This window comes from Pseudomonas sp. TNT3, assembly GCF_010095445.2.
GTDB lineage: Bacteria > Pseudomonadota > Gammaproteobacteria > Pseudomonadales > Pseudomonadaceae > Aquipseudomonas.
The window spans coordinates 79,849-95,227 of record NZ_WFGV02000006.1; the positions used below are offsets into that span (position 1 = coordinate 79,849).

Below are 15,379 nucleotides of genomic sequence, written 5' to 3' on the forward strand. Positions count from 1 at the left end.
GCAGAATGGACGCCCTTGGGGTTTTACCTCGCCTGCTAGAAAAGGAAACTCGATGACTCGTCTTCGTGCCATCTGTACCGCGGTTGCACTGGTTTGCGCCAGCGGCCCTGTTTTTGCCGATACCGCCAGCCACAACGCCAGTGCCGAGGCTTTCCTGACCCTGGCGCACGCTGACAAATTGGGCACTCCGGTGTACATGCAAGTGCAGCAAATGTTCGCTCAGCGCTTTGAACAAACCAAAGCACCTGAATCGAAAAAAGCGCTGCTGGAAACCTATCAGGCCAAGGCCAACGCTGCGCTTGACCAAGCCATTGGCTGGAACAAGCTGAAGCCGGACATGGTCAAGCTCTACACCACCAACTTCAGTGAATCCGAGCTCAAGGACCTGGTAGCGTTCTACAAGTCCCCACTGGGCAAGAAAGTCCTGGAAAAAATGCCTCAGCTGACTCAGCAATCGGCTCAGATGACTCAGGCCAAGCTGGAAAGCGCGGTGCCTGTGGTCAACAAGCTGCTGGCTGACATGACGGCCGAGCTGGAGCCTAAAGGCGCCGCTCCTGCCAAGAAAAAGCCGTAAGCGGAGTTCGGTATGAGCATGCAACAACGCATTGAGTCGACGCTGGGCCTGTTACAGCCCGAGCACTTGCAGGTGCTGGATGAAAGCCACATGCACAGTCGCGGGTTGCAAACCCACTTCAAGGCAGTGGTGGTCAGTCAGCAGTTCGAAGGGCTCAACAGAGTCAAGCGTCACCAGAAGGTCTACGGCACGCTCGGTGAGCTGATGGGCGAATTTCATGCGTTGGCGCTGCATACCTATACGCCTGAAGAATGGGCACAGATCGACGCGGCCCCGGCTTCGCCGACCTGTGCGGGCGGCAGCAAGCATTAAGCAGATCAAAAGATCGCAGCCTGCGGCAGCTCCTACAGGGTTGCGCAAGGCCGTGCTTTTGTAGGAGCTGCCGAAGGCTGCGATCTTGGCCATCTAAAGCCAATCGCTGCTGTTTTTTGTTAGAATCCGCAACGCGCCGCTAACCCGGCGCGTTTTTTTTCGCATCCGGTTCACCCTTTACGAGGGTAGCCACCTGGAGAAACACCCATGACACAACAGATTGTCGTGGCGGCACTGTATAAGTTCGTCACGCTCGAAGATTACGTCGCCCTGCGCGAGCCCTTGCTGCAGGCGATGGTCGACAACGGCATCAAAGGCACGTTGCTGATCGCCGAAGAAGGCATCAATGGCACCGTCTCCGGTAGCCGCGAAGGCATCGACGGGCTGATGGCCTGGCTCAAGAACGACCCGCGCATGGACGATATCGATCACAAGGAATCGTACTGCGACGATCAGCCGTTCTATCGCACCAAGGTCAAACTCAAGAAAGAAATCGTCACCCTCGGCGTCGAAGGCGTGGACCCGAACAAAAAGGTTGGCACCTACGTCGATCCAGAGAACTGGAACGCCCTGATCAGCGACCCTGAGGTGCTGCTGATCGACACGCGCAACGACTACGAAGTCGCGATTGGCACCTTTGAAGGCGCCATCGATCCGAAGACCACCAGTTTTCGCGAGTTCCCCGACTACATCAAAGAGCACTTCGACCCGGCGGTACACAAGAAGGTCGCGATGTTCTGCACCGGTGGCATTCGCTGCGAAAAAGCCTCGAGCTACATGCTTAGCCAGGGTTTCGATGAGGTCTACCACCTCAAGGGTGGCATCCTGAAGTACCTCGAAGAGGTGCCGCAGGAAGAAACCAAATGGCAGGGTGACTGCTTTGTATTCGACAACCGCGTCACCGTGCGCCACGACCTCAGTGAAGGCGACTACGATCAATGTCATGCCTGCCGCACGCCGATCAGCGTGGAAGACCGCGCATCCGAGCATTACGTCGCCGGCATCAGCTGCCCGCATTGCTGGGATAAGCTGAGCGAGAAGACCCGTCGAAGTGCCATCGACCGGCAAAAGCAGATCGAACTGGCCAAGGCGCGCAACATGCCTCATCCGATCGGCTACAACTACAAGCAAACACCTTCCGAGGCTTGAACCCATGTCTGCGTGCCGCTTGCTCTATGTGATGGATCCGATGTGTTCCTGGTGCTGGGGCTTCGCGCCGGTGGCCGAATCACTGGTAGAACAGGCGCAAGCAGCGGGGGTTGAAGTGCATCTGGTGGTGGGCGGATTGCGTACCGGTAGCGGATCGGCCCTGGAACCGACTACGCGGCGCTACATCCTTGAACATTGGCAGGCGGTCACCGAGGCCACCGGCCAGCCTTTCAAGGTTGAAGGCGCGTTGCCCGAAGGGTTTGTCTACGACACCGAGCCTGCCTGCCGGGCGCTGGTCACGGCGCGTAGCCTGGCACCGGATTGTGCGTGGAAACTGCTGGGGTTGATTCAGCACGCGTTCTACGCCGAGGGCCGCGACGTCACCCACGCCAGTGTCCTGGTGGAGCTGGCGGAACAGGCGGGTGTACCGCGTATCGAATTCGCCGCAGCCTTTGACCGGGCCGATCAGCACGCCGCCACGGCGGCCGATTTCACCTGGGTTCAGGACCTGGGGATTGCCGGCTTTCCTACGCTGTTGGCCGAGCGTGATGGTCAACTGGCTTTGTTGACGAATGGTTATCAACCCTTGAGTGAATTGTCGCCGCTGCTCAGTCGCTGGCTGGAGCGCGCCGCCTGTGCATGACTTGCCCGATGACGCGCCAGCGCCCAAGCGTGTCGATCGGCTGAGCTGGGCCGAAATCCGCCGACTGGCCCTGCAACATAAAAAATCGCTGTGGATCGCTAACGGCGTAGCCGTATTGGCGACGCTGTGCAGCGTACCTATTCCATTGCTTCTGCCATTACTGGTGGATGAAGTGCTGCTGGGGCATGGCGACACGGCACTGAAGATCATGAACCATGCACTGCCCGAAGGCTGGCAGAAAGCCGCCGGTTATATCGGTCTGATGCTGGCGGTGACCTTGACCCTGCGTTGTGGTGCATTGCTGTTCAACGTCGTACAGGCCAAATTGTTCGCTGCGCTGGCCAAGGACATCGTGTACCGCATTCGCTTACGGTTGATCGAACGGCTCAAGCGCATTTCCCTCGGCGAATACGAAAGCCTGGGCAGTGGCACGGTCACCACGCATCTGGTCACTGATCTCGATACCCTCGACAAATTTGTCGGTGAAACCCTCAGTCGTTTTCTGGTGGCCATGCTGACGCTGGTGGGCACCGCCAGCATTCTGGTGTGGATGCACTGGAAGCTCGCGCTGCTGATCATGCTGTTCAACCCGTTGGTGATCTATGCCACGGTGCTGCTGGGCAAGCGGGTCAAACACCTGAAGAAACTCGAGAATGACAGCACGTCGCGCTTTACCCAGGCACTGACCGAAACCCTCGATTCAATTCAGGAAGTGCGCGCCGGCAACCGCCAGGGCTTTTTCCTCGGACGCCTTGGCCAGCGAGCCCGGGAAGTGCGCGATTACGCGATCACCTCCCAGTGGAAAACCGATGCCTCCAACCGGGCCAGCGGCTTGTTGTTCCAGTTCGGTATCGATATCTTCCGCGCCGCCGCGATGCTCACGGTGCTGTTTTCCGACCTGTCCATCGGCCAGATGCTCGCGGTCTTCAGTTACTTGTGGTTCATGATCGGTCCGGTCGAACAGTTGTTGAACCTGCAATACGCTTACTACGCTGCCGGCGGCGCCTTGTCGCGGATCAACGAGTTGCTGGCCCGGGCGGATGAGCCCCAGTACGAAGGCGGTGTCGACCCGTTCCAGGGCCGCGACACGGTGGGTATTGAAGTTCAGGGGTTGAGCTTCAGCTATGGCGATGAGCTGGTGCTGAACCAGATGAACCTGTCCATTGCGCCGGGTGAAAAAGTTGCGATCGTGGGCGCCAGCGGAGGCGGCAAAAGTACGTTGGTGCAGTTGCTGCTGGGGTTGTACACGCCGCTGGCCGGGACGATTCGCTTCGGCGGTTCGACACAGCAGGAGATCGGCCTGGAAACGGTTCGGGAAAACGTCGCCGTGGTCCTGCAGCACCCCGCGCTGTTCAACGACACCATACGCGCCAACCTGACAATGGGGCGCGAACGCAGTGACGAGGCCTGTTGGCAAGCGCTGGAAATTGCACAGCTGCATGCCACGGTTCGTGAGTTGCCCAATAGTCTGGACAGCATCGTCGGGCGTTCTGGTGTGCGGTTGTCGGGTGGGCAACGCCAACGCCTGGCCATTGCCCGGATGGTGCTGGCGGACCCTAAAGTAGTCATTCTTGACGAAGCAACCTCTGCCCTTGACGCCGCGACTGAATACAACCTGCATCAGGCGCTGACGCGTTTCCTGAGTCAGCGCACTACCTTGATCATTGCGCACCGGTTGTCTGCGGTGAAGCAGGCCGACCGGGTGCTGGTGTTCGATGGCGGGCAAATTGCCGAAGATGGCGACCATCAGCAACTGATTGCCGATGGTGGTTTATACGCCAAGCTATATGGGCATTTGCAGCAAATGTAGGTCAGTTCCAGAGCACTTGCAGTGCGTCAGTTCCTCCATCATGTCCGAACTGTTTCATGACCACTGAGCACGACTCGCAAGGGCGCATGGTCGTCGCAATATCAACGGAGTGAATGTCTGCAGAGTCGGGATACTTTTCACGAATAATGCCGATCAACTTGCTTTCGCTGTCGAGTGACGTCGGCCGTGTCACCTGCCTTGGCGTATAGGTGCCGATGTCTTTAATAGTGAGCGGAACGGCCAATATCTTACCCTCGGGCGTCACGTTGAGGCCCGTTTTAGGGTAAAACTGATCGAAGTCGACGTTGATGTATGTCGTTTTGCCAATCCGTACGTGACTGGCGCCCAGATGCCGGAACAACGGTAAACGAGTGGTGCTGCCCTGAGCTCCGGAAACGCTGACGTAGATTTCTCTATGCCCCGTAGTCGTCGTCACTTCGGCGAACGCAATGTTTCTGGCATTGGCCGGGCGCTCACTTGCGGGCAGCAGTCTTTGCAGCTTGTCCATTGAATCTTGTATTTGCAATGCAGTGTTGGGCGAGGAGGGCTTGATGGTGGGTGACAGAAACAGCGTATCGAATATTTCTACTGTTTTTCGCCGAAAAACTTCGGATGCTTCTTTGCTGCGAGTCCAGCTAGTCGCACCTGCTGGTAGTTGGGTAACAATCATTCGGGTCGAATGATCGAACATCAAGGCCTCTCCCGGACTGGTATCCACCATCAGCCATCGCATGTTGCCAGCAGGGTTAGACGTTGTGCCGAGCGGGATCGCGATAGCTTCCATGGTTCTCATGGCGCGCTCGACGGCCTCTATTCCGTGGATACGGGTCGTGTTGTTCGCATGCAGCGAGCCAGTGTAGACCCGTAATAGTTCGTTTCCGAGTGTACCTTGGGCCATTTGGGCTGACGTCAGCCGATTGAAGACCAAGGGTCCACTCAGACTGCCGCCTTTGGGCAGCGTCGCGAGATAGTACTTGTCGGTGTTAACCCGGGTAAAAATATGAACGGCCGTTTCATCAAAGGAGGGAATCATGATAGCTCCGACCCGCTGTGTATCGGTGGCGTCCTGATAGGTACCGGGAATGTTAATGCGAGCGTAAATACCTTTTCGAAACTCTATGGTCGCGGTGAAGTTCCTGCGCGGTACCAGAGTGTGTTCGGCAAAACCCATATTTCTGAGATCACCATGAAAGCGGCGAGGTTTATTGTTGATCACCTCGTAAAGCCCGCCGTCGCGTGTGATGTATTTCTTGTTTTGCCAGATTTCCTCTACCGAGTGAATGTCGCCAAACCAAGGTGCGTAACCCTTGGTTTCGTCGACCGAACCCATTGCGGGGGTCGGAGCGGCAGTTGCGCCGACGAAACTGTTGAGGCAGAGGGTTTCCGGTATCACTCCACGGATACGGCAAGGGACAAGTTTCAGGGCTTCGCTGTCATCGATCAGGTTGGCGCGGCGCAAGATGCCGTCGTCCAGTCGATAGGCGACGTCATCGAGATACACCGTTGTTCGACCATCCACTTCAGGCATGTCACGGACGCGTATTTTTTCCGGGATGGAGAACAAGGCATCGTCGCTGTTTTTTCCAACGGCTGGATACAAAGAAGGCCCAATGGACAGTCCATTCTCGGAGATTTTTAGTACAGGCCCGCAAGGTTTGGCGGAAAAAGGATCGATTAGATGGTGGATCGGTTTGGTGGTCGAACCGATATTGCGTACCGGAACGTCTTCGAGCCCCCGCCAGGTAGCCAGTCGGTCAGTAGGAGAGGAAGGAATCCAGCTACCAGGATGAGTGACTTGAGGCAAGCCGCTGATAATGCCGTAGTTGTTTAATCTTGGAACTATGTTCTTTATGCCATTTAACGATGTTCTCACCAGAATCCTGACCCCCGCATATAGGCCCCTTATAAGCCCACCTGAGAGCCGTAGTGCTAACGTCGGGAGGCCATAGAAGGGAATCATGTTCTGTATTGATGAAATAAGCAGCTTTTGGGAAAGTTTGCCAAATTGCGGAAGGGCCGTCCGGATACCGGATCGGACCGTTGTTGAGATCAGCTTCACCGAACCCGATACAAACTTGCCAAGTGGTAGGGCAAATGAGAGCACATCGAAAATCAAGCCAAAAATTGCCGACACTCTCTTTTCCGGGCTACCCGAAAGCAGATCGCTGATACTTCCCCAAAATGGAATAAACCCTTTGATTTTATCTGTCCAGTGTGGGCGTGCGGCTTTTTGTTCTATCTCTGTGTCGCCTCTGGCCTGGGCGGTTAATAATTCTTCATCGTAATAGAAAAAATTGTTGGCAATGTACTGGGCAATGCCCGCGGCCCGAGAATATGTTTGCGGTGCGAGCGATGAGTATTCACTGTTTAAACGACGCAGAGGGGCTGGGAAGTTCTCGCCGAACTGATCAATGATGGCTTCGCACGTTGCATTATCTTTCGGGATACTGCCTTGTTCATGCGCTTGAAAATCAAAAGGGACTTCTTTTCCGACGCGCATGATGAAGTCCGGATCCCGGGTGGAGTGGTTCTTGCCAAGTCCCCGTGCGCGATCCGCGGGACAGTCCTGACCATTAAACATGTCAGATGAAACGTCAGCACGTCTTCGAATAGTTCCTGCGCGAGGTAAACATTCGTAGTAAAAAGTATTTGCATTGCAGGTGATCTGCAATAAAAAACCCATGCGAAGGCGAAGTGGTAGCGTTATTGCTGGTGTCTCTTGTCTCAGTTCAACCCCATCGGTCGATTTCCTCAACGTATAGATCTTCACTTCACCTTGCTCGATGGCCTGCCGGTCGTCGTAGGGAAGTGACGCGAACAGGTTTTTCAGTACTGTTTCATAGGCGGTTTTGGTTTTTTTCAGGTAACTATCGAACTCCAGTCGGAACAATTCGTTCGTATCGGGCAAGGGCTTTCGCGTCGTAGTACCATCAAGCCAGGTTGCCGTGGTGGTTATCGTTCTATCAGCATTGATGCAGAGGGTGTAGCTGGTTTTGCGAATGCCATCCTTCATCGTGATGTGCCAGGATTTCTTTTGGGTCAGCCTGTGCGACATGTAGACATCCCGAAAAGAATAGATCTTGTCTGCTAGCGGTGGTCCCTTTATTAATCCACCTGTCCTGACGTGCGAGAAATCCTCAATCAATTTTCGCCCATCCCCCATGAAGGGGGTCGGGTTTCCATACACGGTTCTCCACTCCCCATTGATTCGCACTTGACTCCCCTTGAAATACTTTTCCATTTCCCGTTCAGCGATAGCTGATCGTTGCGGAGGATCGGCGTCCAGTTGAAGGATTGCGTTACTCAATGCATCTGCTTGCTCGTCGAGCGCGTTTATGGCGCGATCTACTTCCTCTTGTGAGTAGTCCGAATCGGCACTCGCAGGAATGATGCCATTGGTAATGGCCCACTCAAGGGTTGGGGGTATTCTGCTTAGCCCGATAAGCTCCAGTTGTTTTTGAGTCGCTTGCATAGCCAGCTTGATTGGAAAGTCCACCAGTTGTTGGAAAGTCATCCGCTGGGGCAATCCGGGTTCTATTGCATCGGCGAGCGAGACACCGTGGGCAAAGTTCACCCAAACCATTGAGCTTCTGTACGGAAGGCCAGAAGGAATGTTGCAAATTTGAAAGTCGCTCGGAAATTGGGGTTGGTACAAACGAGCCAGCAGGATGGCTTCAGTTGGTGACGAGGCTCGATTTGTATCGACCAGGTGCTGCTCGAACGCGGCCCAAATGTTCTGATAGCTCTTCCCCCAATTTGACTGCTGGTACCAGGCATATCCACCGATATCATTGGGCATGCTGCTTTTGGCTGTATCTGCCTGTAGACGAATGGCCTTACTGATGAGCTTGATACTAACCGTTGGAGAGGCATTTTCATCAGGTTGCCCGCCGTACCAGTTCAAGCCTTTAAGTAGTGCGTTCCCCAGTCTTTGCGCTTCGGGGGAACGCAGGATTTTTTCGAGGACAATCATAGGCGTTAACGAAAACTGATCGGTTTGCAACGGTGGAGAAGTATTATTCGCGAGGTAAGAGAGAAGAGAGGTTTCTGTTTGTGGCAAGAATCGGTTTACGATATCAACCATGTCGCGAGTTGTAAGTTGGGCAACAATATCTTTCAAAGTTGTGGAGTCGTTGGGGCGGGTGCTCTTGATCTTTTTTAGTGCACTCCTATCGCTTCTAGTGGGTGAGCGGTATAAGGCAACAATGTCGATGCCGCCGTCCAGTTGAAGGGAGTGGCGTGCGCGTTTCTTTTTTATCGTCTTAATGGCCGTGCGGTGTTGGCTGAGGATGTCCGGATCCCAGGGAGCAATGCCATAATAATTAATCATATCGAGAAGCTGGATCTTGCCATCCGTGCGGGCTTCACCGTCCACGGTTATCGTAGAGTTAATAGTGAGCGGGGAGTGAGCATGAGGCTGTAGGAAAGTGCTGGATAAATCGGTTGATGAAATGCCGGGTCTGTTCAGATGGCTGATCATCGCGTCATAGTCCGATAGTATGCCTTCATGCTCCATTGCAACAGTACCAAGTGCGGCTTGGTCGTTGCGTGAAACGTCAAGTGTCGATGTCGGTGAGTTCATGTTGATGTATGTCTCATGGTGTGAGTTCTGGTTGTTTATCGGTAAGTCTGGAGACTTGGAGAGATCAATTATTTTGCTGATGGCGAGGTTGGAGAGTGCAATAAATATTGATTTAAGTGAGTGGGTGTTAATGCGATTGAAATTCTTAGTGTGTGGCTGTCAGGCATTGCTGAACTTTCTTTTACAGGTTATGCAATGCTTTTTTGTGCACATAACTACGCCGTGCGTGAGGGGCGCAGAAAAAACCGGAAATTTTTACGCTGACTTGCCGGAAGAGTGAACGCACCCTAGTCTAGCTGTAGCGATCACGTTGGATGATGATCTGGCAGTGCTAATGCAAGGGACCTCATGAATCAAACGCGGACTCTCGGAACGCCACGGTTGTTGGGCATCGTATGGCCTTTTATTGCCGTCGTATTATTTCAAGCGTTGCTGGGAGGCGTGAGTCTGTACGTTCTTTCCGCTGTGCGGGGATACGTGGCGGGTGAAAGCCTATGGTCCAAGGGCCAGAAAGACGCCATCTATTACCTCAACCTCTACGCCGACAGTCGCGACGAGACGATTTTTCTCAAGTACCAGAACGCAATTGCCGTACCCCAAGGCGGCCATGAGCTGCGTGTTGCGCTGGATGCCAGACCACCGAAACTGGAAGAGGCGAGAAGGGCCATCCTCAAAGGTGGAAATCACCCCGACGACGTTTCAAGCGTGATCTGGCTGTACCTCAATTTCCGCCATTTCAGTTACCTGGAGAAGGCCATCGACCTGTGGACCGTCGGCGATTCCTACCTGGTGCAACTCGATAATGTCGCCCGGGAAATGCACCAGTACATTAAGGAAAATCGAGCGACCAGCGACGACGTTACTCGCTGGAAAGAGCGGATCTTTGCCATCAACGATGGCGTGACACCGGCGGCCAGAGCGTTCAGTGATGCATTGGGTGAGGGATCGAGGGTCATCCTGCGGCTGTTGTTGGTCATTAACCTGGCGACCGCGCTCGGCCTTATAGCACTGGCGTTGATGCGTACCCATAAACTTCTCAAGCAGCGCCACGCGTTCGCCGATGCGCTTCAGCTGGAGAAGGAGCGGGCGCAAATCACCCTGCAATCGATTGGCGATGGGGTGATCACCACTAACGTCGACGGCGAAATTGCCTTTATGAACCCGGCTGCCGAGGCTTTGACCCACTGGAAGGCTGAGCAGGCAGCGGGTGTGCCGTTGGCAGCCCTGTTCAATTTGCTGGACGAAAATGCCCAGGCTGACGGTTTTACCCTCATCGAGCATATTTTAAGTGGCCAGTTGGGTGGTGGCAGCGAGCATTCCAAGCTGATCCAGCGCCTGGATGGCAGCACCGTTTCAGTGACCCTGGTCGGGGCGCCGATTCGTAACGCCGGCAAGGTCAGTGGCGCGGTCCTGGTGTTGCACGACATGACTCAGGAGCGGCAGTACATTGCCAACCTGTCATGGCAGGCGACCCACGATGCCTTGACCGGCCTGGCCAACCGCCGTGAATTCGAGTTCCGCCTGGATCAGGCTTTGCACAATCTGACGCGGCAGTCGGGTCGTCATGCGCTGATGTTTCTCGATCTGGACCAGTTCAAGCTGGTCAATGACACGTGCGGTCATGCGGCGGGTGACGAACTGTTGCGGCACATCTGCGCCTTGTTGCAATCAGGTTTGCGTGAAGGCGACACCTTGGCCAGGCTCGGCGGTGACGAATTTGGCATCCTCCTGGAAAACTGCTCGCCCGATGCGGCGGAAAAGATTGCCGACAGTCTGCGCCAGACCGTGCAGAACCTGCACTTTGTCTGGAAGGGCCGGCCGTTTGTCACCACTGTGAGCATCGGCCTGGTGCATATCGCGCAAAACCCGACCTCCCTCGAAGTCTCCCTGCGCGCCGCTGATATGGCCTGCTACATGGCCAAGGAAAAGGGCCGTAACCGGGTTCAGGTCTATCACGCCGACGATTCGGAACTGTCCCTGCGCTTTGGAGAGATGGCCTGGGTTCAGCGTCTGCACATGGCACTCGAAGATAACCGTTTTTGTTTATATGCCCAGCAAATCGCGCCGCTGGGGCATATCGAACAGGGTGGCGGACATATTGAAATCCTGTTGCGTCTGCACGATGAAGCAGGTCGCATGATTCTTCCGGACAGTTTCATTCCGGCAGCAGAACGATACGGTCTTATGACTTCGTTAGATCGCTGGGTAGTGGAGAACGTTTTTAAGATCATTGCTCAGTGCATATCGGAGAAACACAAAGGTCCGTTGGCGATGTGTGCGATTAATCTGTCAGGCATTACTATAGGAGATGACGCGTTCCTGGACTTCCTGCGTCAACAGTTTGTTGTTTACGACATACCACCTGAAATGATTTGTTTTGAAATTACTGAAACCAGTGCGATATCAAATTTAGGCAGTGCAATCAGATTTATTAATGAACTCAAAGGCTTAGGTTGTCATTTTTCATTAGATGACTTTTGTGCCGGTATGTCCTCGTTCGCCTACTTGAAACATTTACCTGTAGACTTCCTGAAGATCGACGGGAGTTTCGTTAAGGATATGCTGGACGACCCGATTAACCTCGCCATGGTCGAAGTGATTAATCACATTGGTCATGTAATGGGTAAGCGCACGATTGCCGAGTTTGTAGAAACACCCCAGATCGAGCAGGCACTGCTGGAGATTGGGGTCGATTACGCTCAAGGGTATGTCATAGAACGCCCGCATCTGTTTACTTGCGAAAGTTTACAAAGTCGTCCTGCGAGGCCTCAGCCTTTGTTGTTCAAGGCGCCAGGCACGTTCCGCTGAAACTCTTGCTGATCCTTAATCACAATCAAAAGGAGCTCGACAGTGATCGACACATTTATTCGAACCGGCCCACTCATGGAAGCTGCAAGTTATCCTGACTGGGCCCAACGCCTGATCCATGATTGCAGCGAGAGCAAACGCAGGGTCGTCGAACATGAGCTGTATCAACGGCTGCGCGATAACAAGCTCAGTGCAAAGACCATGCGCCATTACCTTATTGGTGGCTGGCCGGTGGTTGAACAGTTTGCGTTGTATATGGCGCAGAACTTGACCAAGACCCGTTTCGCCCGTCATCCCGGAGAAGACATGGCGCGTCGCTGGTTGATGCGCAATATTCGCGTTGAACTCAATCACGCCGACTATTGGGTGCACTGGAGTCGGGCTCATGGTGTCAGCCTGGAAGATCTGCAAGCGCAGCCTGTTGCGCCAGAACTTCACGCCCTCAGCCATTGGTGCTGGCACACCAGTTCGTCGGACTCGCTGATCGTCGCCATTGCCGCGACCAACTACGCCATTGAGGGCGCAACGGGGGAGTGGTCCGCGGTGGTTTGCTCCAATGGCATCTACGCAGCATCGTTCCCCGAGGAAGATCGCAAGCGGGCAATGAAGTGGCTGAAGATGCACGCGCAATATGATGATGCGCATCCCTGGGAAGCGCTGGAAATCATCTGCACATTAGCGGGGATGAATCCGAGCAAAGCGTTGCAGGTAGAGTTGCGCCAGGCCGTTTGTAAAAGTTACGACTACATGTACCTCTTCCTGGAGCGTTGCATGCAGTTGGAACACGCTGAAAAGGCTCAAGTCCCGCGTGAGCGCATGGCTTTCGCTGAAAGCTGAGTCGTTATTACGCAGCAATGAAAAAGCCCGCACCTCCTGTTCAGGGAGGGCGGGCTTTTTTGGTTCCGGCAGCGAATTCAGGCGCTGATCTTGAGGCCAACGAGGCCGGCAATGATCAGTGCGACACTGGCGAGTCTGAATAGCGCCATGGACTCACCAAACAGAATGATCCCGGCGATGACGGTTCCGACCGCACCCACGCCTGTCCAGATGGCGTAGGCGGTGCCCAGCGGCAATTCCTTCATGGCCAGGCCCAGCAGGCCCAGGCTGATGGCCATCGCGGTAATGGTTAGAGCGGTGGGGAGAGGGCGACTGAAGCCATCGGTGTATTTCAGGCCAACAGCCCAGCCGACTTCGAACAGACCGGCGAAAAACAGAATGATCCAGGACATTGAAGACCTCCATCGATTGACGGGGTCGTCCCCAGATTAATGACTCGATCGAGCCGCGAGGTCGTCCTCGCGTTGCGCCATAGAGTGCCCATCATTAACCCGGGGATCAAGTTTTCAGATCAGTCGATTGCCTGCTGAGTGGCTGTTTCCCGGTCCTCTTTTTCACTCATTCGGCGGAACCAGGTCGAGAGCAGTGCCCCGGAGATGTTGTGCCACACGCTGAACAAGGCGCTCGGCACCGCCGCCAGAGGCGAGAACTGCGCACTGGCCAGCGCCGCACCCAGACCTGAGTTTTGCATACCCACTTCCAGTGCCAGCGATTTACGCTGGGCCAATGGCAGCTTGAACAGGCGGCCAGTGAAATAGCCCAGCAGATAGCCAAAGCTGTTGTGCAACATGACGACGGCCATGATCAACAGGCCCGATTCGGCGATTTTTGCCTGACTGGCCGCCACCACTGCCGTAACTATGATCACGATGCTCACCACGGAGATCAAAGGCAGCACTTCCACGGCGTGGCGCACCCGGTGACCGAGCACGCGTTGGGCCGCTACCCCAAGCACGATCGGTAACAGCACCACTTGCAGGATCGACCAGAACAGCTCCATGAAGGACACCGGCAACCAGGCCGAAGCCAACAGCCAGATCAGTGCGGGTGTCAGCAGCGGAGCGAGGAGGGTGGTGACAGCCGCGATGGCGACTGACAACGCCAGGTCGCCACGCGCGAGCCAGGTCATCACGTTCGACGAGGTGCCGCTTGGGCAGCAACCGACCAGGATCACGCCGACGGCAATTTCCGGGGGTAAGTGGAACGCCTGGCAGAGCAACCACGCCACACCGGGCATGATCACGAAATGGGCGACGACGCCCAACGCTACACGCCAGGGATGGCGTGCGACTTCCGCAAAATCTTCCAGCTTGAGCGTCAGCCCCATGCCGAACATCACCAGGCCCAGCAGTGGCACGATGGCGCCCTTGAGGCCGATGAACCACGCCGGTTGCAGGAACGCCACGACGGCGAAAATCAAAACCCAGTAGGCGAAGGTGTTGCCGACAAAGCGGCTCAATGCAGCCAGTGCACGCATGGCCTGATCCTTATTGTATGAAAGCGTTAGGGACCTAAGCATACGTTGACTGCAAAAAGATCGCAGCCTTCGGTGGCTCCTGCGGGGAATGAATTCCACACTGCAGGGGCTGCCGAAGGCGGCGATCTCTTTATAGGCTGATTGGCGCCGCCCATCAGGGGCGGCGCCCGGCAGGGATTAGATGCCCTGCGGAGTCTCTTCCCCACCCAGCGCTTCCACCAGCGCTGGAAGGAAATCACCGAAGGTCAGCATCATCAGGGTGAAACTGGCGTCCAGTTGGCCGAGGGCTTCTTCGCCACCGTCCTGTTCCGCCTGATCCTGCAGCAGGTCTTCGAACTTCAGGCGCTTGACCACCATCTTGTCGTCAAGGACGAAAGACAGTTTGTCTTGCCATGCCAACGACAGCTGAGTGACTACTTTACCGGTGCTCAGGTGGAGCTGGATTTCTTCGCTGGTCAGGTCCTGACGCTTGCAGCGCACGATACCGCCATCTTCGTGGGTATCACGCAGCTCGCATTCGTCCAGGACGAAGAAATCGTCCGCAGCTTTCTGGGTGGTGACCCATTCGGTCATGGTCGCGGTCGGCGACATTTTAACGGTCAGCGGACGCACTGGCAGTGTGCCGATCACTTCACGCAGGGTGGACAGCAGGTCTTCGGCGCGTTTCGGGCTGGCCGAATTCACCAGGATCAGACCCTGTTTCGGTGCGATGGCCGCGAAGGTCGACGAGCGACGGATAAAGGCGCGCGGCAGGAAGGCCTGGATGATTTCATCCTTGATCTGATCGCGTTCCTTCTTATAGACCTTGCGCATTTGCTCGGCTTCGATCTCTTCGACTTTTTCCTTCACCGCGTCACGAACGACGCTGCCCGGAAGAATGCGTTCTTCCTTGCGAGCCGAGATCAGGAGGAAGTCTCCACTGACGTGAACCAGAGGGGCATCTTCGCCCTTGCCGAACGGCGCGACGAAACCGTAGGTGGTCAACTCCTGGCTTGCACATGGACGCGCCTGTTTAGTGGCCAGTGCAGTTTCCAGCGCCTCGGCATCAAAAGGCAGATCTTGGGTCAGGCGATAGATAAGCAGGTTTTTGAACCACATGGTGTGAGTCTCTCCTTTATACAAAGGGGGGCATTATTCTCTTCGCGGCGCCATAGGCCAACCCTTCCCTAAGCCTTTGGAAGGCCTGC

11 protein-coding genes are annotated in these 15,379 nt (G+C 55.3%); 7 read left to right on the forward strand and 4 right to left on the reverse strand.

What is annotated here, in order from left to right:
* Nucleotides 1-52: 52 nt before the first annotated feature.
* The 5 genes from GBC55_RS05890 (at nt 53) to GBC55_RS05910 (ending at nt 4,488) form a co-directional block, all read left to right on the forward strand.
* Nucleotides 53-574 (forward strand): DUF2059 domain-containing protein, encoded by a 522-nt coding sequence (locus tag GBC55_RS05890; protein WP_064676461.1) that lies wholly within the window; start codon nt 53-55, stop codon nt 572-574.
* A gap of 12 nt (nt 575-586) precedes the next feature.
* Entirely contained in the window at nt 587-886 is a 300-nt protein-coding gene (locus GBC55_RS05895; RefSeq protein ID WP_014337210.1) for a BolA family protein, read from the forward strand.
* Nucleotides 887-1,093: 207 nt separating this feature from the next.
* On the forward strand, nt 1,094-2,035 hold the full coding sequence (locus GBC55_RS05900) for a rhodanese-related sulfurtransferase (protein ID WP_162436371.1): 942 nt from the start codon (nt 1,094-1,096) through the stop codon (nt 2,033-2,035).
* Between the two features lie 4 nt (nt 2,036-2,039).
* Entirely contained in the window at nt 2,040-2,678 is a 639-nt protein-coding gene (locus GBC55_RS05905) for a DsbA family protein (RefSeq protein WP_162436370.1), read from the forward strand.
* On the forward strand, nt 2,671-4,488 hold the full coding sequence (locus GBC55_RS05910; RefSeq protein WP_162436369.1) for an ABC transporter ATP-binding protein: 1,818 nt from the start codon (nt 2,671-2,673) through the stop codon (nt 4,486-4,488). The genes GBC55_RS05905 and GBC55_RS05910 overlap by 8 nt, the downstream gene beginning before the upstream one ends.
* A 1-nt stretch (nt 4,489) precedes the next feature.
* Here the strand turns inward: GBC55_RS05910 and GBC55_RS05915 are convergent, their stop codons facing one another.
* Nucleotides 4,490-9,070, reverse strand: coding sequence for a hypothetical protein (locus GBC55_RS05915; RefSeq protein ID WP_162436368.1), 4,581 nt, complete (start codon nt 9,068-9,070; stop codon nt 4,490-4,492).
* A 348-nt stretch (nt 9,071-9,418) separates the two neighbouring features.
* Here GBC55_RS05915 and GBC55_RS05920 point away from each other — a divergent pair, with 348 nt between their 5' ends.
* The gene (locus GBC55_RS05920; protein ID WP_162436367.1) at nt 9,419-11,878 is read left to right on the forward strand and encodes an EAL domain-containing protein; all 2,460 of its coding nucleotides are present in this window, start codon (nt 9,419-9,421) and stop codon (nt 11,876-11,878) included.
* 42 nt (nt 11,879-11,920) lie between these two features.
* Nucleotides 11,921-12,715: an iron-containing redox enzyme family protein gene (locus GBC55_RS05925; protein ID WP_162436366.1), complete on the forward strand. Its 795-nt coding sequence runs from the start codon at nt 11,921-11,923 to the stop codon at nt 12,713-12,715.
* A gap of 77 nt (nt 12,716-12,792) precedes the next feature.
* On the opposite strand, the gene sugE is transcribed toward GBC55_RS05925, so the two are convergent.
* The 3 genes from sugE to rdgC form a co-directional block, all read right to left on the reverse strand.
* Nucleotides 12,793-13,107 (reverse strand): quaternary ammonium compound efflux SMR transporter SugE, encoded by a 315-nt coding sequence (sugE, locus tag GBC55_RS05930; protein ID WP_162436365.1) that lies wholly within the window; start codon nt 13,105-13,107, stop codon nt 12,793-12,795.
* Between the two features lie 119 nt (nt 13,108-13,226).
* Nucleotides 13,227-14,192 carry a bile acid:sodium symporter family protein gene (locus GBC55_RS05935; protein WP_162436364.1) on the reverse strand — a complete coding sequence of 322 codons (966 nt, stop codon included), beginning with the start codon at nt 14,190-14,192 and terminating at the stop codon, nt 13,227-13,229.
* A 177-nt stretch (nt 14,193-14,369) separates the two neighbouring features.
* Entirely contained in the window at nt 14,370-15,290 is a 921-nt protein-coding gene (gene rdgC / locus GBC55_RS05940) for a recombination-associated protein RdgC (protein WP_045061665.1), read from the reverse strand.
* Nucleotides 15,291-15,379: the final 89 nt, after the last annotated feature.

Coding starts and splice junctions, on each gene's coding strand:
- GBC55_RS05890 (WP_064676461.1), top strand. CDS start 53: ATGACTCGTCTTCGTGCCATCTGTACCGCGGTTGCACTGGTTTGCGCC.
- GBC55_RS05895 (WP_014337210.1), top strand. CDS start 587: ATGAGCATGCAACAACGCATTGAGTCGACGCTGGGCCTGTTACAGCCC.
- GBC55_RS05900 (WP_162436371.1), top strand. CDS start 1,094: ATGACACAACAGATTGTCGTGGCGGCACTGTATAAGTTCGTCACGCTC.
- GBC55_RS05905 (WP_162436370.1), top strand. CDS start 2,040: ATGTCTGCGTGCCGCTTGCTCTATGTGATGGATCCGATGTGTTCCTGG.
- GBC55_RS05915 (WP_162436368.1), bottom strand. CDS start 9,070: ATGAACTCACCGACATCGACACTTGACGTTTCACGCAACGACCAAGCC.
- GBC55_RS05920 (WP_162436367.1), top strand. CDS start 9,419: ATGAATCAAACGCGGACTCTCGGAACGCCACGGTTGTTGGGCATCGTA.
- sugE (WP_162436365.1), bottom strand. CDS start 13,107: ATGTCCTGGATCATTCTGTTTTTCGCCGGTCTGTTCGAAGTCGGCTGG.
- GBC55_RS05935 (WP_162436364.1), bottom strand. CDS start 14,192: ATGCGTGCACTGGCTGCATTGAGCCGCTTTGTCGGCAACACCTTCGCC.
- rdgC (WP_045061665.1), bottom strand. CDS start 15,290: ATGTGGTTCAAAAACCTGCTTATCTATCGCCTGACCCAAGATCTGCCT.